Genomic DNA, 25,561 nt, shown 5'->3' on the forward strand with positions numbered 1-25,561 from the left:
TTGCAGGTGCGCCATAGGCTTACCACGCAATAAAAAACCTGCAAGACCAATAAGTTGTAGTAATATACGATTAACGCCAAGGCTGTGCCTTGGCGTTTTTGCTGGGTGTACTTCTTACCCCAACTGAAACGGGTAAACTGATCCCACTTTTAGCAATTGCGTCAGCTCATCTAACGCCGTGAGCACTTCTGTAGCGAGCTTAGGGTCGGCTAGATCATCTGCCGCAAGGCGATCACGGTAGTGACGGTTGACCCAAGCAGTCAGATCACCGTACAGCGCATCATTCATTAATACGCGGCCGGTCAACGCTGCCCGTTCGGCTTCGGATAGGGCAACCCGCAGGCGCAAGCAAGCGGGGCCACCGCCGTTGCGCATGCTCTGTTTAACATCTTTAACGACCACATCACTAATCGGATTATTGCCCGCCAGAATAAAGTCCTGGATCGTGCGCCAAACCGCGTCACGCTCTTGGCATTCGCTGGGCACGACCAGCGTCATGGTGCCATCCGGATTGGAAAGGAGCTGGGAGTTAAACAGGTACGACGCTACCGCATCTTCCATACTCACCGCATCTAGCGACACCCGCACAGGAATCAGTGGTGTGGACATTTTGCTACGCAGCTCATCTAAGGTGCGCGCTTCATCCAAAAAGGCCATTTCGTGATAGAGCAATACGGGGCCATTACCCACGGCAATGACATCGTTGTGGAAGACACCCGCATCGATAGCATCCGGATGCTGCTGAGCAAACACCGTTTGTGCATTCGTTAGCCCGTGCTGGCGGGCCACTGCTTGACTGGCTTCCAGGGTTTGCCGAGCAGGGAAGCGTTTTGGCTCACGTTCGCCGCTACGCACGTCACCAAATGCTTGACGACCATACACAAAAAGGTGAACGCCTGGTTCGCCATGTTCCCCACATAGCCGGGTGTGATTGGCCGCGCCTTCATCAGAAAAAGCAGGCGTTGCTGGCAGTACCGGGTGATGAGCAAAGTGCTGCTCATCATGGAAAATAGCCTGCAGCACACGGCCGGTGGTTTGCGGCTCGAGGTAGCGATGAAAACTGGACTGCAGGTTAGCCGGCGTAAAATGCACTCGGCGGTCAGGCGCATCAACACTCGGGGTAACGGTGCCTGCGTTGGCCGTCCACATACTGGAAGCTGAGCAGACCGCCCTCAGCAGTTGGGGTGCCTCTTTGGCGGCACGGTTCAGCACGTCGCTATTGCTACCGCTGAAGCCTAAATCCCGTAATGCGCCCACATCAGGGCGCTGTTGAGGGGGTAATACGCCCTGAGCGTAGCCAGCATCCATCAGTGACTTCATTTTCAGAAGCCCTTGCAGTGCGCCCTCTTTAGGGTTGGACACCAGGCCACCATGACTCATCGACGCCACGTTGCCATGAGCCAGCCCTGAGTAGTTGTGGGTGGGCCCGACCAAGCCGTCAAAATTGACTTCTCTGACACTGTTATTAACCACATTGTTATTAACCACGTCGCTCATAGGTTGACTCCTGGCGGCAGCGTTTCCGGCATTTCCAAGCTATCGGCCTCCATTGACGCCACTGGGTAAGCGCAGTAGTCCGCCGCATAGTAAGCGCTGGGGCGGTGGTTACCGCTGTCACCTACGCCACCAAAGGGAGCGTCGCCAGAAGCCCCAGTGGTTTGGCGGTTCCAGTTCACGATGCCCGCACGAATGCGCAGCAGGAAGTCGTCCCAGTCAGCTTTATCACCACCGATGAGTCCTGCAGACAAGCCGTAGCGTGTATCGTTGGCAAGGGCTAACGCTTCATCCCAATCGCTGTAACGATGGATTTTTAGCAGTGGGCCGAAATGCTCTTCATCGGGCACGTCCAACCCTGTGACATCAATCAGCGCCGGGCTTAATAGACTGGTGTTCTCTTTAAGGCGCTGCATCCGGTTAATCACCGTACCGCCCAGGGCTTCCAACTCGTCTTGCGCCTTAAGCAAGCCATCGGCAGCCGCCACGCTGACCAAGCCGCCATAGAACGGCGCCGCCGGTGCTTCTTCAAATTGCCCTGCCACGTGTAGCTTGGCGATAGCGTCGGAAAGCGCGTCGATCAGGCGATCGCCAACCTCCCCTTGCGGCACCATCAAACGGCGGGCGCAGGTGCAGCGCTGGCCACCGGATAAAAACGCCGACTGCAGAATAGTCAGTACAGCAGCACGCTCGTCATCGACATCCTTCACCACCAGCGGGTTGTTGCCGCCCAATTCCAGCGCCAGAATTTTATCCAACTGCCCAGCGAACTGCTGCTGCAACATGCCACCCACTTTAGCGCTACCCGTAAACAGCAGGCCGTCAATGCCGGGGTGCGCTGCCAAGGCTTGGCCTACAGCGACACCACCCTGCACTAAGTTAATCACCCCTGCAGGCAGCCCCGCTTCCACCCAGCACTGCAGGGTTAAATCGGCGGTCAACGGGGTTTGGTCGCTAGGCTTAAATACCACGGTATTACCGGCAAGCAACGCGGGTACCATATGGCCATTGGGCAGGTGGCCGGGGAAGTTGTAGGGGCCAAAGACCACCATGACACCGTGGGGGCGATGGCGCAGTACGGCTTTTGCACTCCCCACTTCTTTTTCCCGCTCACCAGTGCGCTCATGATAAGCCTTGATAGACAACGCCACCTTTCCGACCATCGCGCCAGCTTCAGTGCGTGCTTCCCAAAGCGGCTTGCCGGTCTCAGAGGCAATCGCTACCGCTAACTCTTCACGACGGGCGGTAAGTACCTCAACAAAACGCTCAACAAGTGCTTGGCGCTCAGCAAACGTAGTGCGCGCCCATTCAGGAAAAGCTACACGCGCGGCATCAATAGCGGCGCCAACCTGTGCGCTTGAAGCCGAAGCACCTTGCCACAGCAGTGTTCCTGAAACCGGATCGTGCTTTGTGAAGGTATCGGCATCGCCCGTTACCCAGGCGCCGTTAATCAGTTGCTGCTGTTGGGCGTGCATGTTTATCTCCTTCCCGTATGCGTGCTTGTTGTGCGAGCTTGTTATGTATATTTATTCTGAAAGACTGTTTAAAACCGTTCTTGAAAAGCTGTTCTCGAAAAGCTGTTCTTGAAAGGCTATTTTTGAAAAACGGTTCTTGAAAAACGGTTCTTGAAAAACTAGGTTTCCAATAAGCGTACGTGGTCACCCGTCGTCACACCCAGGCGGTCCGCTTCTTGCGGGTTAAGCACGATGGTGTTTTCCTCGCTGGGTCCTCGGCCTATCCAACTGGCGGTGAAGTTAAGCATCTCAGTAGAGGCTGCCAGCCAGCGGCTGACGCTTTCGTCGGGAGCGTTTTGAGAAACTTCCACTTGGCAGAGCTGCGAATTGCGAATCGCTCGCACGTCGTCAATATAGGCTTCCACCGTGGGGCCACCATCGAAAATATCGATATAGCCTTCCCAGCGCAGTCCCTCTTTCTTAAGCATTTCAAGGGCTGGTCGAGTATGGCGGTGCACTTGGCCAATACAGGCACGTGCCTCTTCCGACATAAAGGTGGTGTAGATCGGGAACTTAGGCATCAGCTCACCGATAAAGCTTTTCTGGCCTAGCCCGGTTAACCGATCAGCCTCACTAAAGTCCATGGGAAAAAAGTGTTTACCCAGGCTTTCCCAAAAGGGGCTGGTGTTATTCTCATCAAACACACCGCGCATTTCCGCCAGCACTTTCTGCGGAAAACGGTCACGAAACTGAGCAATAAACAGCCAGCGAGCTTTGGAAAGCAACGCGCCATTACGTAGGTGTTTATTTGCTTCGCCGCGATATTCGGGGCGCAAGAACAGCGAGCATACTTCCGCATCGCCGGTGTGATCAGAGCTTAAAAATAGCGTGTCGATTGTACGGTGCAAGTCTAACTGCACCGAAGAGTGCGCCAATGTACCTAACCGGTAATTATAAAACGGCACTTCACGACCTACCTGGCCTTCAATAGCACAGCAGCCCGCTAATTCTCCGCTCTGCTCATCTTCCAGTACAAAGAAATAGAGTCGATCATCGGCTGGCGTGCGCTCTTCAAAGGCACGGGCAGCGGCTTCAATTTTTCCAGCCAAAAACTCACGGTTATCCGGCAGTGAGGTAAAGCCAACGCCTGCCTGTTGCGCAAGCGCCTGGAGCCCATCCAAATCGTCTCGGGCAATGGGTCGAATGCGCATTACATTTCTCCTTCATCAAGCGCATCTACCGCGCCTGGCAGGCTTAACGGCGCTACCAGCACCGCGCGCCCCTCTTCAACAGCCAACCGTTTAGCGTGCTGTGGTGAAAGCATTAATTGCCCAGTAGGCGAAAGCGCATAACGCGCCACAATACAGCGGAAATCACCTAAGGTTTGGTTGGCAATCATCGCTGGCTCTGCATCGGGCAGTGCGTGTTCAGGGCGTACCCTGACAGGATGCCAGGCAGCACGACGGAAGGTTTCCAATCGCTCACGCTCGGCTTTTACAATCGGCCCTGCGTCGAAAATATCGACATGGCGAGAGCGCACAAAGCCTTCTGCCAGCATTTCTGCTAGTGCATCTTCATGGGCGGGATGCTCTCGGCCAATGGCAGCGCGTGCCTGAGGCGTTAGCAGCGGTAGATAAAGCGGAAATTGCGGCATCACTTCAGCAATAAAGCTTTTCGAGCGAACGCCTGCAATGTGATTCATTTCTTGGAAGCTGCGCGCAAAAAAGTGGCGACCAACGCTTTCCCAAAAAGGCGATTCGTTTTTGCCATCCAGATAGCCCGGAAAGGCGACCGCCAGAATGCGTGAAAAACGCTCGGGGTATTGAGCAATGAACATTAGTCGCGCACGGCGTAACAGACTTTCTGCACTGGTGCCTTTGTAGCGCGGATTAAGCGATAGCGCGCAGAGCAGTGTGGCATCAGAGGCTTCATGAGAAAGCGCCAAAGTTTGCACTTCCCGGCGCACATTCAGCTGTTGAGAAGCATGAATCAGCGTTTCCTGCCGGTAAGTGTAATAGGCTTCTGCTGCACCGGCTTGGGCACGGATAGTTGCTGTGCCTAGCACTTCCTCGCGGTCATCATCCGCCAGTACGAACATGTAGTGCTCGTTACCAGGGAACTCTATTTCACTATTAAAGGCTTCCTGGGAGCGCACGATGCGCTCCTCAAGCCGATCACGGTTGGCGGGCAGGTTGGTGAGCCGCGGCACCGCGTGCTCAGCCAACTGCTCCAGGGCTGGAAGATCAGCCATTGTTACCGGTCGAATTACCAGCATCCTTAACGCCCCCTCTTGTGTGGCTTCTTGCCTACTCATGCGCTGGCAACTAGCCGCTCAATAGCACGCTCTAAACGCGCCATACCCTCAGCAATATCTTCTTCCGGAATGACTAAAGATGGCGCCATACGCAGTACGTTGGGACCTGCAATCAGGGCCATCACGCCCTCTTCAATAGCCAGCGGCAGAATGTCTTTAGCGCGGCCTTCGAAGGCATCCGACATTTGTGCGCCCATCAGCATTCCCATACCGCGAATTTCTTTAAATACGCCATATTTGCGGTTGATGGTTTCTAAATGCTCGCGAAACAGGTCGTGACGATGCTTAACGCCGTTAAGTACTTCAGGAGTATCAATGAATTCCACAGCCGCCAGAGCAACCGCAGATGCCAACGCATTGCCACCATAGGTAGAGCCATGAGTGCCAATTGCCAGAGATTTCGCAATCGCATCCGTGGTTAAGGTGGCACCAATCGGGAAGCCGCCGCCCAATGACTTGGCACTGGTGAGAATATCCGGAGTGATACCGAAATTTTTGTAGGCGTAAAGTTCACCGCTGCGGCCAACGCCCGTTTGTACTTCGTCAAAAATCAGTAGCGCGTTGTGTTCGTCACACAGATCACGCAGGCCCTGAAGGAACTCTTGGGTAGCGGGAACAATGCCGCCTTCGCCCTGCATCGGCTCAACCATAATGGCACAGGTATCGTCGCCCACTAGCTTGCGTACGCTTTCCAGGTCATTGAAGTTGGCATGCAGAATGCCGCCTGGCACTGGGCCAAAGCCTTGAGAATACTTGGGTTGACCACCCACACTCACGGTGAAGAAAGTGCGGCCATGGAAAGACTGATAAAACGAGATAATTTTATCTTTCTGCTCGCCATGGTGGTCTACCGCCCAACGGCGAGCTAGCTTCAGCGCCGCTTCGTTAGCTTCGCCACCGGATGAGCACAAGAACACTTTATCGGCAAAAGTACGCTCAGTGAGTGTTTTGGCAAGCGCCAGTGCTGGCTCGTTGGTAAATACGTTAGACAGGTGCCAAAGCTTTTCGCCCTGCTCTTTAAGCGCATTCACTAGCACCGGGTGACAGTGGCCAAGCGAGTTCACTGCAATACCACCAGCAAAGTCGATATATTCACGCCCCTGCTGATCCCACAAGCGGCTGCCTTTGCCACGCACTGGAATAATCTGTTGTGGCGAGTAGTTTGGCGCCATGTAGTTATCGAAATCCTGACGGCTTGGGGTGTAGCTCATGGGACGATACCTCCGGTGGAGTAAAGGATTGATTCAGTATACGGGGGGCAATAGACGCCGTGCTTTCAGTATTGGGACGGTAAATTATGAAAAGCCGCGCTTATCCAAGCCGTTCTTCCCGCGGTGTAATGCCAAAGTGATTACGATAGGCAGTAGAAAAGTGCGCACCAGAAGAGAATCCGGTCATCAGCGCGATATCACCTACCGGCCGATCACTCTCTCTTAATTGTTTACGCGCATCTTGTAGGCGCAAATCCAGGTAATAGCGGCTAGGTACTGCCTGCAGATACTTTTTGAACAGTCGCTCTAGCTGGCGTCGAGAAATACCCAAATGCTCGGCCAGCTCTAGCGTAGAAAGCGGCTCTTCAATATTAGCTTCCATCAACGTGACGGCATCTACCAGGCTTTGTGGCGCATGGCCAAGGCGATTACGCAGTGGTACATGCTGGCGTTCATCGGCTAAGCGAATGCGATCACAAACGAACTGCTCTGAAACCTGCTCGGCAAGGCGCTGGCCGTGATGCTTGCCAATCAGCGTTAGCATCATATCCATTGCCGCAGTGCCACCGGCACAGGTTATCCGATCGCGGTCAATTTCAAACAGTTGCTGAGAAAGCGTGACCTGAGGATAAGCCTGTGCAAACGCATCGAAGCGCTGCCAGGGCAATGTGGCGCGGTAGCCTTCTAATAGCCCGCAACGGGCAAGCACTTCCGTGCCTCCCGCAAGGCCACCAATAGCCACACCTCTGCCCTGATGACTGCGCAGCCACTCATTTAGCTTGGCGGGCAGTGCATAGGGTAGTGGTGTAGGGGCACATACCAACAGCATATCAAGCGGACCAAGCGGCGCGCCTAAGACATGTTGAGCGAGTAAGGAAAGTTGTGCGCCACTGCGCACAGGCTCATCGGTTAAGCTTAACGTAACGGTGTGGTAAAGCATCTGCCCGCTTAGCTGATTGGCCATCTGCAGCGGCTCGATAGCGCTCGCATGGGCCAACAGCGAAAAACCAGGCAGCAACACAAAGGCCACCCGCCGACGTTCACTGGCGGATGACATCAACGTACTTGAGGACATAACAAGTTGCTTTGCTGCATAGAAATCGCCGCCAACTTAGATAAATTGCTAGAGAAAAAGCCATCTTACCCAATTGCGCAAGTGAAGGCAGCGCTATGGCTCTTAAAACTAAAATAGGAGGCATAAATACAAAATTGCCGGGCACTAGGCCCGGCAACAGAAGGAGTATGTGTCTTGGTTAACCGCCGCTATTGCCAAGCCCCAGGATGACAATTCCCGCAACGATAATGCCCATCACGATAATGACTAAAGGAAGCACCTTATGTAGCCCGTTAGGGGACTTTTTCGCTTCTGGCTGCCGTTGCGGCTGAGATGTTTCATAGTCCTCAGGCAGACGTTCATTCATTACGTGCTCTATCTCTTCTTCCCGGGTTTTGCTTTCCTTGGTATCCATACAACACCTCTCGCTTTCCGGTTAGATGATCAACAGCGCGGCGATTAACTCTCCTCGTCACGCTTAGCGCTATAGTGTAACGACATCAAAGTGAACATCAGGGTTCACATCTGCGTCGTAATCTACGTCATCACGCTCGAAGCCAAACAGCTTCAAAAATTCGTGCTTATATCCAGCATAGTCGGTAATTTCGAATAGGTTCTCTGTCGTGACGGCTGGCCATAGGTCCTGGCAGGCTTTTTGTACGTCGTCACGCAGCTCCCAGTCATCAAGACGTAGGCGGCCTTGGTCGTCAGTAGCCATATCGTCATGCTGACCAGAATAGAGACGCTCACCAAACAAACGGTTTAATTGGTCAATCGTACCTTCATGCAGGCCCTGCTCTTTCATGATGCGGTAGACCATGGCGATATACAGCGGCATGACTGGAATCGCGGCACTCGCCTGGGTAACGACCGACTTAAGTACGGCAACATTGGCACCACCGCCTGTCTCTTTCAGCTTGGCATCAATCGCAGCCGCGGCGCGATCAAGATCTTCTTTCGCTTTACCCAACGCACCGTGCCAGTAAATCGGCCAGGTAATTTCAGTACCGATATAGCTAAACGCTACGCTACGCGCGCCTTTCGCCAGCACACCCGCGTCGTCCAGGGCGCTCATCCATAGCTCCCAGTCCTCACCGCCCATTACTGTGATGGTATCGTCGATCTCTTGCTGAGTGGCAGGCTCGACTTCTGCCTCGATGATGGCGTCTTTATTCGTATCAATCGCGGTAGCGCGATACGTTTCACCAATCGGCTTCAGGCTCGAGCGCTTTACTTCCCCAGTATCTGGCAACTTGCGCACTGGTGAAGCTAGGGAGTACACCACCAGGTCAACTTCACCCATGTCCTGTTTGATCAACTCGATGGCTTTTTCACGCGCTTCGTTAGAGAACGCATCACCATTGATTGATTTACTGTACAGGCCTTCTTGCTTGGCAAACTTGTCAAATGCGGCACTGTTGTACCAACCAGCAGTGCCGGTTTTTTTCTCACTACTAGGCTTTTCAAAGAAGACGCCTAGGGTATCAGCGCCATAACCAAAGGCAGCCGTTATACGCGCTGCCAAGCCGTAGCCGCTAGAAGCACCAATCACCAATACCTTTTTTGGGCCTTGGCTTCTATCTAAACCACGCGCACGGGTCGCTTCGATCTGTTCCAGAACGTTTTGCTCGCAGCCTTTAGGATGAGTGGTGGTGCAGATAAAGCCACGCACTTTTGGTTTAATGATCACATTGGACCCCTTTATCAGATTGATGTCGCTATCAGCATGGCAGTGCCATTACCGTGTGGGGGTATTCTAGCGGTCTAGACGCGCCCTGTCCGCTCTTGAGCTTCTTCGCCATTCACGGCAGGATAGCGACCAGACAACTCCTTGCCGACGAGACCCTGATGAACGCACAGCAGCTAGTCGATGAACGCGGCGACCTATGGCTTGCTCTTGCGCCGCTATGGCTGGACCGTGAGCCGAGCGAGCGTGACTACGCCCATATGATTGAGATGATCGAACAGCATGATATGTCGCTGAAAGAGCTAGAGTGGATGTTCCGCTTGGAGCTTGCTCCAGTGATGGCGAGGCACCAGCTGTCTATTGCCAGTGAATGGCGAAAATTCGATGACTATGCGCTGATGAAGCAGTTGGTAAGCCACAACTTGCGCCTGAAAGGCTGGCGGCGCAAAAGTTGGGCGCTGTTTTCTGGATTAACCACGATGATGGTTCGTCATCGCTGGGTAGAGTTAATGCAGCGACTAATGGTTACCCGTGGCGAGCTCTAACCGTTTAGCTTGCTCCTTACTCTTTATCAAGGGCGGCTTCCAGCGCAAGCCGCAGTGACAGACCATGATCGTTGGGAGCAAACCGCGCGATCACCCTGCCATCGCGTCCCACCAAGAACTTGGTAAAATTCCACTTGATCGCTTTGGTGCCTAACACGCCCGGTGCTTGTTGTTTAAGCACCACAAACAGCGGATGGGCGTTTGGACCATTCACTGACACTTTTTCCATGAGTGGAAAGCTGACGCCAAACTGCTGTTCGCCGAAGATACAGAAAGCCTCTGCACTCTCCGGCGACTGCTTACCAAACTGGTTACAGGGGAAGCCAAGCACCGTAAAGCCACGGTCTCGGTAGCGCTGGTACAAACTTTCCAGCTCTTTTAACTGCGGGGTAAAGCCACACTTACTGGCCACATTAACGACCAACAACACTTGCCCGCGCAGCGCCCGCAAGTTAAATGGCTTGCCTTGATGGGTATAACAATCCTGCTCATAAATCATCATCGCAAGGCCCCCTAAATGACTCCACCAGCATAGGCTTTACCATGCCACGGCATTGGCCGTTACACCAGTGCGGCTTATCAACTAACCGGCCCTGCGACAACGCGCAGCGCCAGTGCAATAAGCAGCACCCCAGTGATTCGATTGATCCAGTGGGCATGGCGCTGGAGCCAAGGCAATACACGAGAGTGTGAAAGCCCTACTGCTACTAAAACATACCAGCCCCCATCAATAATAATCGCAGTTGCGACGATAATTGCCTTGGCAAGGACACTCATTTCAGGCGTCACGAACTGACTTAATAGCGCCACAAAAAAAATGATCAACTTGGGATTACCCAGCGCCACCAGCACCCCTTCCTTGGCAGCTTGTCGCGGCGTCGTCACTGCGGCATCGGGGGATAGCGCTCCACCTCTGCCCGCCCGTAGTGCTTTTATTCCAAGCCAGGCTAAATAGGCCGCCCCACACCATGTCACTAGTTGAAATAAATCTGGATGGCGCACAATAAGCGCACCTAAGCCCCATACGGTGAGCAACGCATAGAACCCAACGCCCAGCGCATGAAAGATCGCAGCCGTCATGCCGGGTAAGCGACCACCTCCTAACGTATGGCGCAGTACCAGTGCCAGGCTAGGTCCTGGTGACATCGCCCCCATGGCACAGATAGCGGCCAGCGATAGCCAGAGTGACAACGGCATTTTTCTCTCCTTGAAAGACAACAATGTAGGTTGGCTGAGTATACGACAGTCGCACAAGCGTTTAGCGAATAAATCCATCCCCTTAAATAACGCTGTTAGCATGGTACGCTGTTGGGTAAAATTTTCCCCTTTTTGAAAACGATGACGCCTGCTATGCAGGCGGTTCATGGCTAATAAAGGACTTCAATATGGGTAGGGCGTTTCAAAACCGTAAGGAATCCATGGCCAAAACGGCCGCTGCGAAAACCAAGGTTTACAGCAAGTATGGACGTGAAATTTACGTCTGCGCTAAAGCAGGCGGCACAGATCCAAACGGTAACCTTGCGCTACGCGGTTTAATGGAGCGTGCTAAGAAAGATCAGGTGCCGTCTCACGTTATCGATAAAGCTTTGGATAAAGCGAGCGGCGCAGGCGGCGAAGACTTTTCACCAGCGCGCTATGAAGGCTTTGGTCCCGGTAACGTGATGGTGATCGTCGACTGTTTGACCGACAACCCCAACCGCACCTTTGGTGATGTGCGCGGCTGCTTTACCAAAACGAAAAGCAAAATTGGCACTCCCGGTAGCGTTAGTCACATGTTTGATCACTGCGCGATTTTTTCGTTTTCGGGCAGTGATGAAGAAGCTGTGCTTGAAGCACTCATGGAAGCCGATGTCGACGTTACCGACATTGAGCAGGAAGAGGAACGTATCACGGTGTTTGCGCCGCATACCGATTACGCTAAAGCCAAACAAGCGCTGTTGGATGCTTTCGGTGAAATTGATTTCGAAGTAGACGAAATCCAATTCTTACCACAAACCCCCACGCCCATCGACGGCGATGACGTGGTGATGTTTGAGAAACTGCTGGGCATGCTCGAAGAGCTGGACGATGTTCAGAATGTCTTCCACAGTGCCGAACTACCGGAAGCAACTGCTTAAACCGTCATTCGGTTAGCCCCCTTGTGGTCGTCGGCACCTATATCGTCGGCGACCACAGGTCGCCTGTCATTAACTAGCGGCGCCCTGTGAGTCCAAGGCTGCATCAGGCGGTAACAACGCCGGAGTAACGCCCGCTGCGCTTAGCACTTGTTTACCGCGCACGGTCAAATCGGTGATAAATAAAAACTGCTGCCGAGGATCCACCGGATAAGCGCGAATACGGTAATGCGTGCCCCAAGGTTTCTCCTCCGCTACGACAATAATCGGCTTATCAAACTTAAGGTAAGCACTGGTTAACGCGACGTCTCGTAATGCTTTACGCACCCAGCCAGCTTCGTGCTCCGGGTGAAGATAAAAACTTGCCACGCACTGAAGACTAACGTCGCCATTGTTAGCGTTATAAATAGCGGAATCCCAAAGTTTAAGATGAGGCACCGCCACCAAATCATCGTCGGGCGTTACTATTTCTACTGTGCGCATACCAACGTGCTTTACTTCGCCGTAAGTCCCTTCAATGTTGACCCAATCCCCTGGCCGATAGGGCAATTCAACGGCAGATACTACTCCGGCAATCAAGCTACTTACGTAATCTTTTAGGGCAAAGCCAATCGCTAGGCCAATGGCCCCCAGCAGCGTTACCATATTGCGCAATGAAGGCTCAATAACGATAGGTACAGCCACAGCCAGTGCGGTAATTAAAATCAATAACCGGGTGAGTGGCACCAGCGCAAATACTCTAAAACGTACTTGGCCATGCAAGCGATTGGCTAACCAGTTCAATCCTCTCTGGCTGACAATAATCAATAGCACCGTACTCGCTAGAATGACTCCTAAGGTAATCAGCGCTTGACTATCAATATCATTAAACAGCTTGGCGTACTGCTCTTGATCGTCCATATAAGCTCCTAAAGCGGGTCAACTAGATAGTTTCGCGATTCCAGCAGTTGCCGCACGCTTGCGTAGCTTAATGGGGCGACTTGCCAACGCCCTTGATGGCAACGGAGAATTCCCTGGCGAGCAAGTGCTAACCGTGCGTTTAGCGCTTCATGACTTGAGAATGGCAGCACATACCCTAACGCTTGATCCTCTAGTCCCCCATGAATGAGCAGTGTATGCAGCAACAGTGTTGCCACATCCCCCGTATCCGACGCTAATTCCGCTTCCGCCAACGCATCCAATAGCCATAGCTCTTTTGAAGACTCTTTTGACGGCTCTTTTGGCTGCCCTTCAGACTGCTCTTGTGAACGGCCACTTTCGTCATTTCCCGCCGGTTCGCGCAGTCGCTCTCGCCAGTAGTGCCAAGCAATACCTAAATGCCCTCGACAATGGGCTGCTAGGCGTTGCAACTCTTTATAGGAGCGCTCACCGCCAGCGCTATCTTTACTAACGCCAGCAAGAATCGGCTGTCCCGTACGGGAGCTATACACCGTCGGGCGGACGCCACCATCATCCGCCAACTGAGCAAAATAGTGTGCCAGTTGCTCGCCTTCTAGCGCTTGCAGGGTAACCACAGGTACGCCTTCCAAACCCACCGCATGCTGCAGATAGGCATACGTCCAGCTATCACAACCAATCACGCCCTGCCCCAAACGACCGCTTAACGCCCGCTCTAACAATTCACGGACGCCTTGCAGTCCTTGGGTATGGCGTAAAAAATGCCGCTCTAAGGCGGGGATTACCCACTTATGTTGGGAGCCACAGCGCTCGACCCACTCTAGGCAACCCTCTGTGAGCTCGTTGAGGGTGGGTGCAGATATGCAATTAACGCCCTGCTGCTGCGCCCAATGGCTAACGACAGCTTCGTGACCACCATGAGGTGGTGAAATAAACAGCACGACTGGCGCATCAACATACCCTTCCGTTACTTGGCTGAGAGCACGAGCCGCCGACGTCCAATCAATAGCGGGCACCCAGTGCGAAAGTGCGACTTCAGATAACTTACGCAGCTCACTCTCTTCTTTTGCTTGGCGTTCCGAGGCTTCTCTACCTACTATCCATGTAGTTGCTGCTCGCCAACTACGCCGCCACTGGCTGGCTTGGGTCTGCTCTGGTGTTTGAAACGACTCAAGTGCCACCATTTCCCATGGCGAAAAAGCAGTCTTCGTTGAGCGCTGCGTCATATGCCGCCTCGAACATAAATAAGTGGATTAAGGTTAGCATGCCTCATATTGTCATTGAGGGGTTAGCCGAACTTATCGACTAGAATAAAGTCGTTATACAGTAGCTAACTAATATGAGAGCAAAGCGCAGGAGGCGACAATGAGCGTAGTGAACGTCACTATGGCAGAACTGCATGAGAAGCTTTCAAAGTGCATTGCAGGCGAGCGGGTGCTGATCGACCACGAGGGAAATCGATTTAGCGCACGTATTCAACACGTAGGCTTCACGGGGTTAAAGGTCATTCCTGAAACGCAGATCAAAAACAGCACGGGTGACCCAGGCGATATCAACGGAGTAACCGTTCCTTATGATGATATTTGGGAACTTGAAGTCAAAGGCGTCGTGTATAGCCGCTTAGAAACGTGACCTTTTTTGCACACCCACTACTCAGTGGGCGTGCAATGGTAACATTCCAAAACTAAAAAAGTTAACTAAATCAAGTGATAAGCGCCGCCTAGCTAGAAAGTCAGACAAATCTTGCCGAAGTGTTTCCCGGACTCCTGGTGCCGGAAGGCATCGGCAATGTCGCTCAGTGCAAACTCACGGTCAATAATCGGCTTCAAATTAGCCGCTTCGATAGCACGAATCATCTCGATTTGATGACGACGACTACCCACAATAAGACCTTGCAGCTTAGCTTGCTTAGCCATCAGCTTGGCGGTTGGTATTTCACCTTCCCGACCGGTTAGCACACCAATCAGCGCGATATGCCCACCAACTTTCACCGCATCAATCGATTGCGGCAGTGTGCCAGGGCCACCTACTTCAACAACATGATCGACGCCTTCACCATTCGTTAACGCCTTAACGGCCTTGCCCCAGTCAGGCGTTTCTTTATAGTTAATGGTGTGTTCAGCGCCCAGTTCGCGCAGGCGGGTCAGTTTTTCATTAGAAGACGATGTAGCAATTACCCGCGCGCCCATCATCTTGGCAAACTGTAGCGCAAAAATGGAAACACCCCCAGTGCCCAACACCAGCACGGTGTCTCCTGCTTTTAACCCACCATCAACGACTAATGCCCGCCAAGCGGTCAAGCCTGCGGTCGTTAGCGTCGCAGACTCCGCATGACTATAACCTTGCGGCTGATGGGTGAACGAGGTAGCGGCGGCCACTACTTGCTCGCGAGCATAGCCATCAATGCCATCCCCTGGCGTGGTGGTGAAGTCGCCTACTCGCGCGGTCCCTTCCAGCCAATCAGGGAAAAACGTCGACACAACTGCATCACCGACTGCGAACTCGCTAACGCCTTCCCCAACCGCTTCGACCACACCGGCACCATCCGACATGGGAATACGGCCATCTGCGGTGGGAATCATCCCCACCACCACGGCATAGTCATGAAAGTTAAGTGAGCTGGCGCGCAGCCGTACTTTAATTTCACCGGGACCAGGCTCACCTGGCGCCGTTAGTTCAACCACGTCCAGTTTAGCTAAACCGCCGGGCTCTCGAAGCTGAATGGCTTGCATCACTACCTCCTATTGAACACATGTCGTTTAAAACGCCTAGTACTTAAAAGAGTACTAAAAAGCCTAGTAAACGACTGGTCTAATATGAAATGAGGGCACTGGGGTCAGTATCAAGGCCAAGGTCAAGATCGTGCCCTAAAAAGCCCCCGGACTGGCGCTGCCACAGGCTGGCGTAAATGCCGTTCTGTGCCAGCAACTCCTGGTGTGTGCCGCTTTCCACTATACGACCTTCATCGACCACAATTAACCGATCAAGCATCGCAATGGTAGAGAGTCGGTGCGCAATGGCGATCACCGTTTTGCCTTCCATCAGCGAATCGAGCTGCTCTTGAATCGCGGCTTCCACTTCGGAATCCAACGCTGAGGTGGCCTCGTCCAACACCAGAATCGGGGCGTTTTTAAGCAACACGCGAGCAATGGCAATACGCTGGCGCTGTCCACCGGAGAGTTTAACGCCGCGCTCGCCGACATGGGCGTCTAAACCGCGCCGCCCTTTAGGGTCAACCAACTCGTTAATAAACGTATCTGCATGGGCGCGACACACCGCTTGCCACACATCATCATCGTTGGCATGAGGGCTACCGTAGCGAATATTATCTCGCAGCGAACGGTGCAGCAGCGAGGTATCCTGAGTCACCATGCCAATCTGATGACGCAATGAAGTCTGGGTGACGTCAGCAATATTCTGTCCATCAATCAGGATACGCCCGCCCTGTAAGTCATAAAAGCGCAGCAACAGATTGGCCAGGGTGGATTTACCCGCTCCGGATCGGCCAATCAAGCCAATTTTTTCGCCAGGTTTAATCGTCAGGCTCAGCCCGTCAAAGACGTTTTTACTTTCACCTTTAGCCTGGGCGTACTGAAAACGCAGCGCATCAAACACAATTTCGCCATAGGGCACCGCAAGCGCTTTGGCATTCGACGCATCTTTGATCGTGGGCTCCTGGGCGATGGTATTCATACCATCCTGCACCGTACCAATATTTTCAAACAGGCCGGCCACTTCCCATAAAATCCAATCCGACATAAAGCGGATACGCATGACCAGGGCTATCGCAATCGCTAACACGCCCAGAGAAATAGCGTCAAAATACCAAGCGCTAATCGCCATACCCGCCGTTCCCACCAGTAGCAGCGTATTGAGCAGCGTCAGGCAAACACTCATGATGGTGACTAGCCGCATTTGACGATGCACCGTGTCCATAAAACCTTGCATCGCATCCTTGGCGTAGCCCTGTTCACGTTCGGTATCAGCAAACAGCTTAATCGTTTGGATATTGCTGTAACTATCAACCACGCGCCCCGTCATCTGGGCACGAGCATCGGCCTGAGCCATCGAAACGTCGCGCAGGCGCGGGACAAAAAAGCGCATAATGCCTAAATAACCGATCAACCAAAGCCCCAGCGGCAGCAACAGCCACGGGTCTGCACGGCCTAATAAAATTGCCGCCCCAGTGAAGTACACAATGGCGTAAACCATTAGATCCATCACTTTGGTGACAGTCTCACGGATAGCCAACGCTGTTTGCATGACTTTTTGCGACACTCGCCCTGCAAACTCATCCTGATAAAAGGCCAAGCTTTGGCTAAGCATATGGCGGTGAGAAAGCCAGCGGCCGATCATCGGGTAGTTACCGAAGATGCTTTGGTGGGTCACCAGAGACTGCGCCAGTACCAGTAGCGGCAGGCCGATAATCACTAACAAGCCCACGCCTGCCAGCCAAAGCCCGTGATCCGACCAGAAATTCGCGCGTTCTACGTTACTCAGCCAATCGACCAAGTCGCCCATATAACTAAAAAACACCACCTCCGCCGCGGAAACCAAGGCAGTCGCGACCGACATCAGCAATAGCCACGGCCATACAGGGCGCGAAAAATGCCAAATAAACGGCAGCAGTCCTTTCGGTGGCGTGGCAACCTCACCTTCGGGATAGGGGTTCACCCGCCTTTCAAAGTAACGGAACAGCGGCGCTAGCGTACGTGACAACATAGAAAGTCCTTTCGTTACCTTAATAGACAGATGTAGTTAAGAAGATTGGTGACGCAATAGCCAACGAGCCCAAAAAGGGGCCAAGATCATCAGTGTGACCATACGCAGTAAGTGGTGAAATGCTACAAACACAGGATCGATATTAAGCGCGACAGCAAGAATAGCCATTTCACCGATGCCACCGGGAGCCAGCGCTAATAGGGCTACGTCACGGCGCACGCCCAACAGCTGATGGATAAGTTCAGCAAACAGTGCTAACACCACCAGTGCAAGCAGCGTCGCCACCCCCGACTGCCATAAATAACGCCCGAGCAGGCGTCGTGTCATGCCTTGAAAACGCGAGCCAATCGCGCTGCCTAGCACCCATAACATGAGGTTCATTCCCCAACTAGGCAACGTAAGGCTTGCCAGCCCAAACCCAGATAGCAAGGCCGCCATAATAAGCGGCGCAAGTAACGCCGAACTTGGAATGCGCAGCCACCGGCCCACGGGTAATAAGAAAGGAATAGTTAGCAGCATCCAGCCGTGCTCAAGGATAGCCTGGGCTGGCCCAATGTCACCAGCACCGCCTTCAAATGCCCAAAACAGGGGAGGAAGAAATAGGATGACGAGAATAATTCGTAGCGACTGGGCAATGGCGATGCGTTGCGGGTCACCGCCACATTGATCGCCGAGCATGATCATTGCCGTCATTGCCCCTGGCGATGCACCAAACCAAGCACTGACCGGGTCGAAGCCACAGCGACGATACCACGCCGCAGCAACAGCGGTGGATGCCGCAACACCTGCCAGCAAGAGTGCTGCCGAGATTGGCCAGTCCAGTACACGATGAGCAAGTTGAGGGGTTACTTGGCTGCCCAGCACCAATCCCATAACCGCTAAAAACACGTTGCGCAGCGGCTCCGGTACGCCAACGTTAATTCCTTTTGCCGATACCAGCAGGTTGGCGATCAGCGGGCCTAGCATCCAGGCAAGCGGCAAACCAGCGAGGTGAAAAATGACACCGCCCACGGCGCCTACGGCAAGCGATGTTACAAGTCTCTTTGCACTTTCTGCGCTGACACGGATGCCTTTCACGCTCTTCTCCACCCTAACCTTTAACGTTAAAACGCAATTGTTAACCTGCTAAGCGTAAACGTTAGCTTACCACTGCTAAGGGCTTTAGGGTGTTAAGAGCTAGGTGTAAAGTGCCTTTTGTTAAGTACCGATTATTAAGTACCGATTGTTAAGCGCTAGGCTTTAGGTACCTGATGTTAGGCGCTAAGTACCTCTATTTTTAATCTTCGTCATCATCACCGCGCATGCGCGCCTGACGATCAGCCTCTTCCTCAATGGCATCATCAATCACTTCCAATAGCTCATCGACATTGGCTATGTGGCTATCAAGCTCAAAATGGCCAGTCAGCTTGCTATCAGGATGTAGCTTGCCTGCTTCATATAAAGCCCACATTTCTTTACCGTAGTGGGTAGTCAGTAGCTCGGGGGCGAAACGACCGAAGTAGGCGCGCATATTATCAACATCGCGCTCTAGCATTGCTGCCGCACTATTGTTGCCCGCCGCATCCACCGCCTGGGGCAAATCGATAATCACCGGCCCTTCGGCGTCAACCAGCACGTTGAATTCAGATAAGTCGCCATGGATCAAACCTGCGCAAAGCATTCGCACTACGTCTTGAATCACTTTGGCGTGATAGCGCAGCGCTTGCTCCTCGGTTAGGGTCACTTCGTCCAAACGTGGCGCTACGTTTCCCTCGGCATCGCTGATCATTTCCATGAGCAGTACGCCATCAACAAAACCATGTGGCTCAGGCACACGTACATCAGCGGCAGCAAGACGATATAGCGCATCGACTTCCGCATTCAGCCACGCCTGCTCCTGCTCTTTTTGACCGTAGCGAGTCTTTTTGGCCATGGCGCGCGAACGACGACTATTGCGCTCTTTGCGCCCTTCCTGGTATTGCACGGCCTGTTTAAAGCTGCGCTGTTTAGCTTCTTTAAAGACCTTGGCGCAACGTACTTCTTCACCGCAGCGCACGACATACACCTGCGCCTCTTTACCACTCATTAACTGCACCAGCACCTCGTCGATCATTCCATCATCGACCAGAGGCTGTAATCGCTTAGGGATTTTCATGGTTAGCTGCGTCGGCTCCTCTTTACTATCTGTGCACAATCATTAATCGATCAATAGCGAATACGGCGAACGCGGAAAGCGCGCCCTTTAAGTTTGTCACGTTCAAGTTTGGCCTGGGCTTTTTGAACAGCCCCATGCTCCACTGCCACATAGGCACTGCGGGCCAGCACTTTAATTTTGCCTACCTGATCACCACGCAGGCCACCTTCGCTGGTTAGGGCCCCCAGGATATCCCCCGGGCGCAGCTTGTCTTTCTTACCACCCGCTAACTGTAGTGTTGCCATAGGCGGTTCAAATGGCACTGAATGCTTGGGTTTGGGCAAGGGTTCAGTGGTAATCGGTTGTTCTAGCAAACCTTCCAACCGCTCCAGCCGATAGTGCTCTTTAGGTGTTACCAGCGTACAGGCAATGCCGCTAGCCCCTGCGCGCCCGGTTCGCCCTACTCGATGCACGTGAACATCAAGCTCACGGGCAATCTGATAATTAAACACCGCATCTAATTGAGCAATATCTAAACCGCGCGCAGCAACATCCGTTGCTACTAGAATAGACGCACTTTGGTTAGCAAACAGAATTAGGCGACGATCACGATCTTTCTGCTCTAAGTCGCCGTTGAGCGCCACGGCACTAAAACCAGCATCCACCAGTTGCTCAGCCACCGCCTGAGTTTCGCGTTTAGTGTTGCAGAACACCACGCTGGTCGCTGGCCGATAAACCAGTAGCAGCTGTTGAAGGGCCGCGAAACGCGCCTCTTCATTAGCAACGTCATAGAAGTGTTGATCAATAGTAGTGGCATCGTGAACCTCGGCCACTTTGACCATCACTGGCTCACGCATAATGCCGCGAGTCATAGCAGTCAGGCCACCTGAAGCCTGATCGTCTGGGAATGTCGCACTAAACAGCAGCGTTTGGCGATCAGCTGGGGTCTCATCAATGATCGCATCAATGGTGTCTTGAAAACCCATATCGAGCATACGATCGGCTTCATCAAGTACCAAGGTGGTAAGCGACCCCAGTGTCAACGAGCCTTTGCGCAAATGCTCGTCGATACGTCCCGGCGTACCCACGACAATATGCGCACCATGTTCCAAGGAGCCTAGCTGCGGCCCAAACGGCGCTCCGCCGCATAGGGTAAGCACTTTAACGTTGGGCAACCCACGCGCCAAACGACGTAGCTCTTCGGCCACCTGGTCGGCGAGCTCTCGGGTGGGGCACAGCACAAGGCCCTGTACAGCAAATGCTTCTACGCGCAACTCAGCCAGCAGTGCCAAGCCAAAGGCAGCGGTTTTTCCCGACCCCGTTTTGGCCTGAGCCAACACATCACGACCCGCTAACATCGGTGGCAGGCTTTGCGCCTGCACAGGCGTCATTGCGTGATAGCCAAGGGAATCTAAGTTGCTTAAAAGCGCAGGAGAGAGCGCAAGCGATGCAAAAGAAGTGTCAGACACAAAATTATCCTGAAGGGGCTATATTGCCCAGCAAACCTATAATGTGAAGCACCATACCAGAAAGCGCCAACCTATGCCTTGGCAAGGATAGGCGAATGCTACAACATGGGTGGTTGCTAGGCTCATAGATGAGTGATTGCTAGCCCCATAGATAGTAAATCAGATATTAGGAAAGCGTCGTTGCTAGCGCCGCAAAACGCCCCTGGCATAACGCTGCTAAGTCGTTCGGAGCAAGCTCAATCTCCAGCCCACGTCGCCCCGCGCTTACATACAGTGTCGAAAATGTCTGCGCCGAGTCGTCGATAAACGTAGGCAGACGCTTTTTCTGGCCCAGCGGGCTAACACCACCAAGCACATACCCCGTGGTCCGTTCCACGTCACCTGGCGCCGCCATTGACGCTTTTTTCGCCCCTGCCGCTTTAGCAATTTGCTTTAACCCCAGCTGGCTGGTGACCGGTACAATACCAACTGCCAACTGCTTACCATCCAGGGTAACTACCAAGGTTTTAAACACTTGCTGAGCGGCAACACCCAGTTTTTCAGCTGCCTCCAGCCCGTAAGATTGCGCAGCAGCATCGTGTTGATACTCATGGATCTGAAACGCAATTCCCGCGTGTTTCGCGCTATTAATCGCCGGTGTCATGGAATTCTCTTAAGTTAACATCGCCAGCTCGTCTGGAAAGGACACTTCTCTCTGCTAAGCTTAATATCGTGATTGGTTTAAGGAAGTCAACTGACAGGAGTCGACCTATGAAAGCAACTTCCAAAGCACAGCAGAAAGCTGCGGGGGCGGCGCTTTCTGCCAAGCGTGGTGAAACAAAGCCTAGTGAACTTTATGATTCCTCTAAAGACATGTATGACTCAATGAGCGAAGAGGAACTTGAAGAGATGGCAAGCACCCAGCGCAAAGGTAAGCCTCAAAAGAGAGCAAACGACTAAACGCCTATCGGCAACGTCTCAGGTTGCGGCAGCGCTGTCACTGCTGCCTATTCTGCTGCTAATAAATTAAGTTACCAATGTAATGCTGGTCACAGCACGCAGATTACGCTGTTTGCAATGCTGTTCTACACTTTCAACAATCTCCTCCGCATCATTGATTTGTTGCATATCCAGTTGAATATCAACCATTAAGAAGCTACCAACCTGAGCTAAACGTACGTCGTCATTAGCAATATCGAAGTCTGCCACCTCTTGCACTACGTCCTGGCGAACGCTACCCAACGGCTCGCCAAACATCAATTCGCGCAGTGCACCACGCATCATGCGAATAGGCATCGGCAAGAAGTAGCCGGCGATAATCAGCACCATCACAGGATCGGCAAAACGCGCCAGATGAGCCCAAGGGGTCAGCGTTAATCCCCACGTGAGCGCAAAGCCCAGCATCACGGCGGCACTAAGCCATGTGTCCATTTGCCACTGACGCAGCTCGGCAGCTAGCAGTGAAGAGCGCGCAATTCGGGCATAACGGCTCAACCACCACCAGGTCAGTAAACAGCCTGCCACATTCACCACGCCAAACATCAACGCAAGATCTAACGTTACCAGCCGCCCGCCTTGCGCAAGACTCCACACAGCAGACACCATTGAGAACAGGCACACTAACGCGATCACTACGCCTTTAAGCAGCACAGCCAACGGCTCTACGGTCAGCCGCCCAAAGGGGTAATGATTATCTGCCGGTTTGCGCGCCTGCTTTAACGCAAACAACGACAGCGACGCCAGCACTAAACTTAATAGCGAATAGCCACTATCGAATAAAATAGTAATTGATCCACTGGCAAGCCCGAGTGCAAGGCCGGTAAAGGCGAACAGGCTGGCAGAGACAGCAGAAAATCTGAGCGCACGGCGCTCGGCGACAAAGGGGGTCACGCGAAATACTCCAGTAAAGTGTGTTAAACCCAACGCATAATAGTGAGTACACTAACGTTTCACCAATCGCTCAGCGCCAACTTTTTTGGCTCTCCACGGAGTAACCTATGCGCGCAGAACAAGTGCAGGCGTTTATTGACGTTACTGAACATGGCTCCTTTGCGGCGGCCGCGCGACACACAGGGATAAAACGCAGCACGCTAAGTGCCACAGTGAATGCCTTAGAAGATAGTCTTGGGGTCGTGCTGTTCGAGCGTTCAGGAAATAGCCTACAGCTCACTGCGGTAGGTGAAAGCGTGCTGCCGGACTGCTACCGACTGCTGACAAGTGCCAGCCGAATCAAAAAACACTGCCAACAGCACCTGCAAGGCGTAGAAAGCCAGCTGTGCATTGCCAGGGATGATGCGTTGCCCGAAGCATTTTGGCGACAAGTCATGCACGATTTAAAGCAGCGCTATCCGCTTACGGCCATCTCGGTATATTTATTACCTCCCCAAGAGCACCCACAGTTCGTCCTTCGCCAAACCGTTGATATCGCCTTTGGGTTGTATACCGCTGAGGGTGCCGACGTAAATGCCAGTAACCTTGCACCGGTGAGCATGTGCCTAGTAGCGGCAACGTCGCACCCGCTAAGCCGCTTACCCAGTGTTACCCGCGACGATCTCGCCCAATATACTCAGGTGTGCTTAACCTATGAGCAGGGCGATAAACTAGTCAGTGAGGCACTTTTTTCGACAAATTATCTAGGGCTAACCATGTTTGAGGTCATTCGCGATGCCGCCATCAATGGCACTGGCTGGGCACTGCTACCCTACCCATTGGTGAAAGAAGCCATAGAAAGCCATCAGCTTTGCGCGCTAAATCATGATCTCGCCCTGGACAGCCACTATTATCGCTACGTAGAAGGAGAAAGCCTGGGAGTGGTCGCCACCGCACTGCTAACGAAAGTGTCACGCTTTTTAGGCACTACCCGTTGATGCTTTGTAATAACGTTGAAATAGAGCATTGGAAAAAATTGCTTATGCCTTCCACTCTGTTAAGGAACTTGTAAAAAAGTGCTACATAAGGAGATCAAAAGGACACGCTAGAGAACCGGCACAGGTGAGTGTCATCTAAGCGTAAAGTGCATCTGCCAGTGTCGATGTTGCCGTCAACTAAGGAGTAGTTTCCACGATGGTACGACTCGATAAGAAAGCGACTAGGCTGTATGTCCTAGACACGAATGTCCTTATCCACGACCCCGCCGCGCTCTACCACTTTGATGAGCACGACGTCGTTATCCCCATGACTGTACTCGAGGAGCTAGATAAGCATAAAAACGGCATCAGAGAGATCGCCCGTACGGCGCGGCAAATTAGCCGCACGCTTTCCGACTTAACCAGCCAAGTCACCTTCGACGAAATCCAGAAAGGCATTCCCATTCCCCGCATCAGTGGTGAATCGGGCCGCCTACATTTTTTGTGCTACAACGACCTTAAACCCTTCGACTCCCTTGATGACAGCCCCGATAACCGAATTTTGGCGGAGACCTGCCGGCTACGCGATGAGCGTCCGGATGCTTCCGTTATCCTGATCACCAAAGATATCAACCTACGGGTAAAAGCCGCCGCGCTAAAAGTACCGGTGGAAGATTACCTGAATGACCGCGCTTTCTCTGACAGCGATGCGATGATTGAAGGTGCGCAGGTTTACGCCACCGCGGGACAGGATGGTGCTTCGCTGTGGGAAGCGCTCAATGTCGACGTCACCGTTGAGCGTATCGACCACCACACCTTTTATCAGCTAAGTGGCAACATGCCTCGCCATTGGCATGTCGGCATGCTGGTATCCGATAGCGAAAATGGCGCCGAGTTTGAAGCTATTGTCCGTGAACTTTCACCGTCAACTGCCCGACTACAGCTACTTACCAACTACCGTCACCATGCGGGCGTATGGGGCGTTCATGCCCACGACAGTCGCCAAAACTTCACCCTCAACCTACTAATGGACCCGGACATTGATCTGGTCACCATTGCTGGTAATGCAGGCACCGGCAAAACCTTTATGACACTCGCCGCAGCGTTCCAGCAAACACTGGATGCCAAACTATTTGAGCGCATTGTGTTTACCCGTGCGCCGATTCCCATGGGCGAAGATATCGGTTTCTTACCGGGCACCGAAGAGGAGAAAATGTCGCCGTGGATGGGTGCCTTCCACGACAATATGGACAACCTGTTGCGTAACGAAGAAGGGGAATCTAGCTGGGATAATGGTGCTACTCGGCAGTTAATTGGCTCCAGGGTTCAGATTCGCGCACCGAGCTTCATGCGTGGGCGCACCTTAAACGATACGTTCTTGATTATTGACGAGGCGCAAAATTTTACCCCCAAACAGCTTAAATCATTGGTAACCCGAGCGGGCCGAAATACCAAAATTGTCTGTTTAGGCAACGTTGGCCAGATCGACACGCCCTACCTCACCGCCAACACCTGTGGCATGGCTGCTGTTGTAGAACGATTTAGGGATTGGCCCCATGCTGGGCATATCACCCTGAAAAGCGTTGAACGTTCACGCTTGGCACTGGCTGCCGAAGAGCTTTTGTAACGTTTTCCGCAAAAACCCTACCGATTCACACTTCC

25 protein-coding genes are annotated in these 25,561 nt (G+C 53.0%); 6 read left to right on the forward strand and 19 right to left on the reverse strand.

The window, feature by feature from the left end; all coding sequences use genetic code 11:
* Positions 1–114: 114 nt before the first annotated feature.
* The 8 genes from astB to fabV all read right to left on the reverse strand — a co-directional run bounded on the left by astB (position 115) and on the right by fabV (position 9,217).
* Entirely contained in the window at positions 115–1,497 is a 1,383-nt protein-coding gene (gene astB / locus ACN06F_RS13240) for an N-succinylarginine dihydrolase (protein ID WP_038477324.1), read from the reverse strand.
* Positions 1,494–2,969, reverse strand: coding sequence for a succinylglutamate-semialdehyde dehydrogenase (gene astD / locus ACN06F_RS13245; RefSeq protein WP_038477327.1), 1,476 nt, complete (start codon positions 2,967–2,969; stop codon positions 1,494–1,496). Before astD ends, astB begins: the two co-directional genes overlap by 4 nt.
* Positions 2,970–3,127: 158 nt before the next feature.
* Complete coding sequence (astA, locus tag ACN06F_RS13250; RefSeq protein ID WP_038477330.1) at positions 3,128–4,159, reverse strand: arginine N-succinyltransferase; 1,032 nt, start codon at positions 4,157–4,159, stop codon at positions 3,128–3,130.
* Positions 4,159–5,223, reverse strand: coding sequence for an arginine N-succinyltransferase (locus ACN06F_RS13255; protein ID WP_038477333.1), 1,065 nt, complete (start codon positions 5,221–5,223; stop codon positions 4,159–4,161). The genes astA and ACN06F_RS13255 overlap by 1 nt, the downstream gene beginning before the upstream one ends.
* Positions 5,224–5,258: 35 nt before the next feature.
* Positions 5,259–6,473 carry an aspartate aminotransferase family protein gene (locus tag ACN06F_RS13260; RefSeq protein WP_095603918.1) on the reverse strand — a complete coding sequence of 405 codons (1,215 nt, stop codon included), beginning with the start codon at positions 6,471–6,473 and terminating at the stop codon, positions 5,259–5,261.
* A 100-nt stretch (positions 6,474–6,573) separates the two neighbouring features.
* A complete protein-coding gene (locus ACN06F_RS13265) occupies positions 6,574–7,548 on the reverse strand; it encodes a GlxA family transcriptional regulator (protein ID WP_174412707.1) in 975 nt (324 codons plus the stop codon).
* 178 nt (positions 7,549–7,726) lie between these two features.
* Positions 7,727–7,942 (reverse strand): hypothetical protein, encoded by a 216-nt coding sequence (locus tag ACN06F_RS13270; RefSeq protein ID WP_038477338.1) that lies wholly within the window; start codon positions 7,940–7,942, stop codon positions 7,727–7,729.
* 69 nt (positions 7,943–8,011) lie between these two features.
* Positions 8,012–9,217 (reverse strand): enoyl-ACP reductase FabV, encoded by a 1,206-nt coding sequence (fabV, locus tag ACN06F_RS13275; protein WP_038477340.1) that lies wholly within the window; start codon positions 9,215–9,217, stop codon positions 8,012–8,014.
* A 158-nt stretch (positions 9,218–9,375) separates the two neighbouring features.
* Here fabV and ACN06F_RS13280 point away from each other — a divergent pair, with 158 nt between their 5' ends.
* The gene (locus ACN06F_RS13280; RefSeq protein ID WP_038477342.1) at positions 9,376–9,759 is read left to right on the forward strand and encodes a DUF7079 family protein; all 384 of its coding nucleotides are present in this window, start codon (positions 9,376–9,378) and stop codon (positions 9,757–9,759) included.
* 16 nt (positions 9,760–9,775) lie between these two features.
* On the opposite strand, the gene ACN06F_RS13285 is transcribed toward ACN06F_RS13280, so the two are convergent.
* Both ACN06F_RS13285 and ACN06F_RS13290 read right to left on the reverse strand, forming a co-directional pair.
* A complete protein-coding gene (locus ACN06F_RS13285; RefSeq protein ID WP_038477345.1) occupies positions 9,776–10,261 on the reverse strand; it encodes a glutathione peroxidase in 486 nt (161 codons plus the stop codon).
* A gap of 77 nt (positions 10,262–10,338) precedes the next feature.
* Positions 10,339–10,956 (reverse strand): LysE family translocator, encoded by a 618-nt coding sequence (locus ACN06F_RS13290; RefSeq protein ID WP_095603920.1) that lies wholly within the window; start codon positions 10,954–10,956, stop codon positions 10,339–10,341.
* 188 nt (positions 10,957–11,144) lie between these two features.
* On the opposite strand from ACN06F_RS13290, the gene ACN06F_RS13295 reads away from it, so the two are divergent.
* Positions 11,145–11,876 (forward strand): YebC/PmpR family DNA-binding transcriptional regulator, encoded by a 732-nt coding sequence (locus tag ACN06F_RS13295; protein ID WP_433924075.1) that lies wholly within the window; start codon positions 11,145–11,147, stop codon positions 11,874–11,876.
* Positions 11,877–11,945: 69 nt separating this feature from the next.
* Here the strand turns inward: ACN06F_RS13295 and ACN06F_RS13300 are convergent, their stop codons facing one another.
* Both ACN06F_RS13300 and ACN06F_RS13305 read right to left on the reverse strand, forming a co-directional pair.
* On the reverse strand, positions 11,946–12,773 hold the full coding sequence (locus ACN06F_RS13300; RefSeq protein WP_038477351.1) for a mechanosensitive ion channel family protein: 828 nt from the start codon (positions 12,771–12,773) through the stop codon (positions 11,946–11,948).
* 8 nt (positions 12,774–12,781) lie between these two features.
* Complete coding sequence (locus tag ACN06F_RS13305; protein WP_433924076.1) at positions 12,782–13,996, reverse strand: hypothetical protein; 1,215 nt, start codon at positions 13,994–13,996, stop codon at positions 12,782–12,784.
* A gap of 139 nt (positions 13,997–14,135) precedes the next feature.
* Between ACN06F_RS13305 and ACN06F_RS13310 the strand changes: the two genes are divergently transcribed.
* The gene (locus ACN06F_RS13310; protein WP_433924077.1) at positions 14,136–14,402 is read left to right on the forward strand and encodes a hypothetical protein; all 267 of its coding nucleotides are present in this window, start codon (positions 14,136–14,138) and stop codon (positions 14,400–14,402) included.
* A 92-nt stretch (positions 14,403–14,494) separates the two neighbouring features.
* Here the strand turns inward: ACN06F_RS13310 and ACN06F_RS13315 are convergent, their stop codons facing one another.
* The 6 genes from ACN06F_RS13315 to ybaK all read right to left on the reverse strand — a co-directional run bounded on the left by ACN06F_RS13315 (position 14,495) and on the right by ybaK (position 21,717).
* Positions 14,495–15,502 (reverse strand): zinc-dependent alcohol dehydrogenase family protein, encoded by a 1,008-nt coding sequence (locus ACN06F_RS13315; protein WP_198349004.1) that lies wholly within the window; start codon positions 15,500–15,502, stop codon positions 14,495–14,497.
* A 79-nt stretch (positions 15,503–15,581) separates the two neighbouring features.
* Positions 15,582–17,492, reverse strand: coding sequence for an ABC transporter ATP-binding protein (locus ACN06F_RS13320; protein WP_433924078.1), 1,911 nt, complete (start codon positions 17,490–17,492; stop codon positions 15,582–15,584).
* Positions 17,493–17,528: 36 nt separating this feature from the next.
* Complete coding sequence (locus ACN06F_RS13325) at positions 17,529–18,569, reverse strand: AbrB family transcriptional regulator (protein WP_433924079.1); 1,041 nt, start codon at positions 18,567–18,569, stop codon at positions 17,529–17,531.
* Positions 18,570–18,768: 199 nt separating this feature from the next.
* Positions 18,769–19,626, reverse strand: coding sequence for a PA4780 family RIO1-like protein kinase (locus ACN06F_RS13330; RefSeq protein ID WP_095603924.1), 858 nt, complete (start codon positions 19,624–19,626; stop codon positions 18,769–18,771).
* Between the two features lie 50 nt (positions 19,627–19,676).
* The gene (gene dbpA / locus ACN06F_RS13335; RefSeq protein WP_038477372.1) at positions 19,677–21,074 is read right to left on the reverse strand and encodes an ATP-dependent RNA helicase DbpA; all 1,398 of its coding nucleotides are present in this window, start codon (positions 21,072–21,074) and stop codon (positions 19,677–19,679) included.
* Positions 21,075–21,240: 166 nt separating this feature from the next.
* Entirely contained in the window at positions 21,241–21,717 is a 477-nt protein-coding gene (gene ybaK / locus ACN06F_RS13340) for a Cys-tRNA(Pro) deacylase (protein WP_038477375.1), read from the reverse strand.
* A 107-nt stretch (positions 21,718–21,824) separates the two neighbouring features.
* Between ybaK and ACN06F_RS13345 the strand changes: the two genes are divergently transcribed.
* Positions 21,825–22,013 carry a DUF3008 family protein gene (locus ACN06F_RS13345; protein ID WP_038477378.1) on the forward strand — a complete coding sequence of 63 codons (189 nt, stop codon included), beginning with the start codon at positions 21,825–21,827 and terminating at the stop codon, positions 22,011–22,013.
* Positions 22,014–22,079: 66 nt separating this feature from the next.
* Here the strand turns inward: ACN06F_RS13345 and ACN06F_RS13350 are convergent, their stop codons facing one another.
* Positions 22,080–22,943 (reverse strand): cation diffusion facilitator family transporter, encoded by an 864-nt coding sequence (locus ACN06F_RS13350; protein ID WP_038477380.1) that lies wholly within the window; start codon positions 22,941–22,943, stop codon positions 22,080–22,082.
* Between the two features lie 107 nt (positions 22,944–23,050).
* Between ACN06F_RS13350 and ACN06F_RS13355 the strand changes: the two genes are divergently transcribed.
* Both ACN06F_RS13355 and ACN06F_RS13360 read left to right on the forward strand, forming a co-directional pair.
* Positions 23,051–23,920, forward strand: a complete 870-nt coding sequence (locus ACN06F_RS13355) for a LysR family transcriptional regulator (RefSeq protein ID WP_038477383.1) — start codon at positions 23,051–23,053, stop codon at positions 23,918–23,920.
* A 196-nt stretch (positions 23,921–24,116) separates the two neighbouring features.
* Positions 24,117–25,526, forward strand: a complete 1,410-nt coding sequence (locus ACN06F_RS13360) for a PhoH family protein (protein WP_433924080.1) — start codon at positions 24,117–24,119, stop codon at positions 25,524–25,526.
* The last annotated feature ends 35 nt before the right edge of the window (positions 25,527–25,561 follow it).

The organism is Vreelandella sp. 21 (assembly GCF_050995515.1).
Taxonomy (GTDB): domain Bacteria; phylum Pseudomonadota; class Gammaproteobacteria; order Pseudomonadales; family Halomonadaceae; genus Vreelandella; species Vreelandella alkaliphila.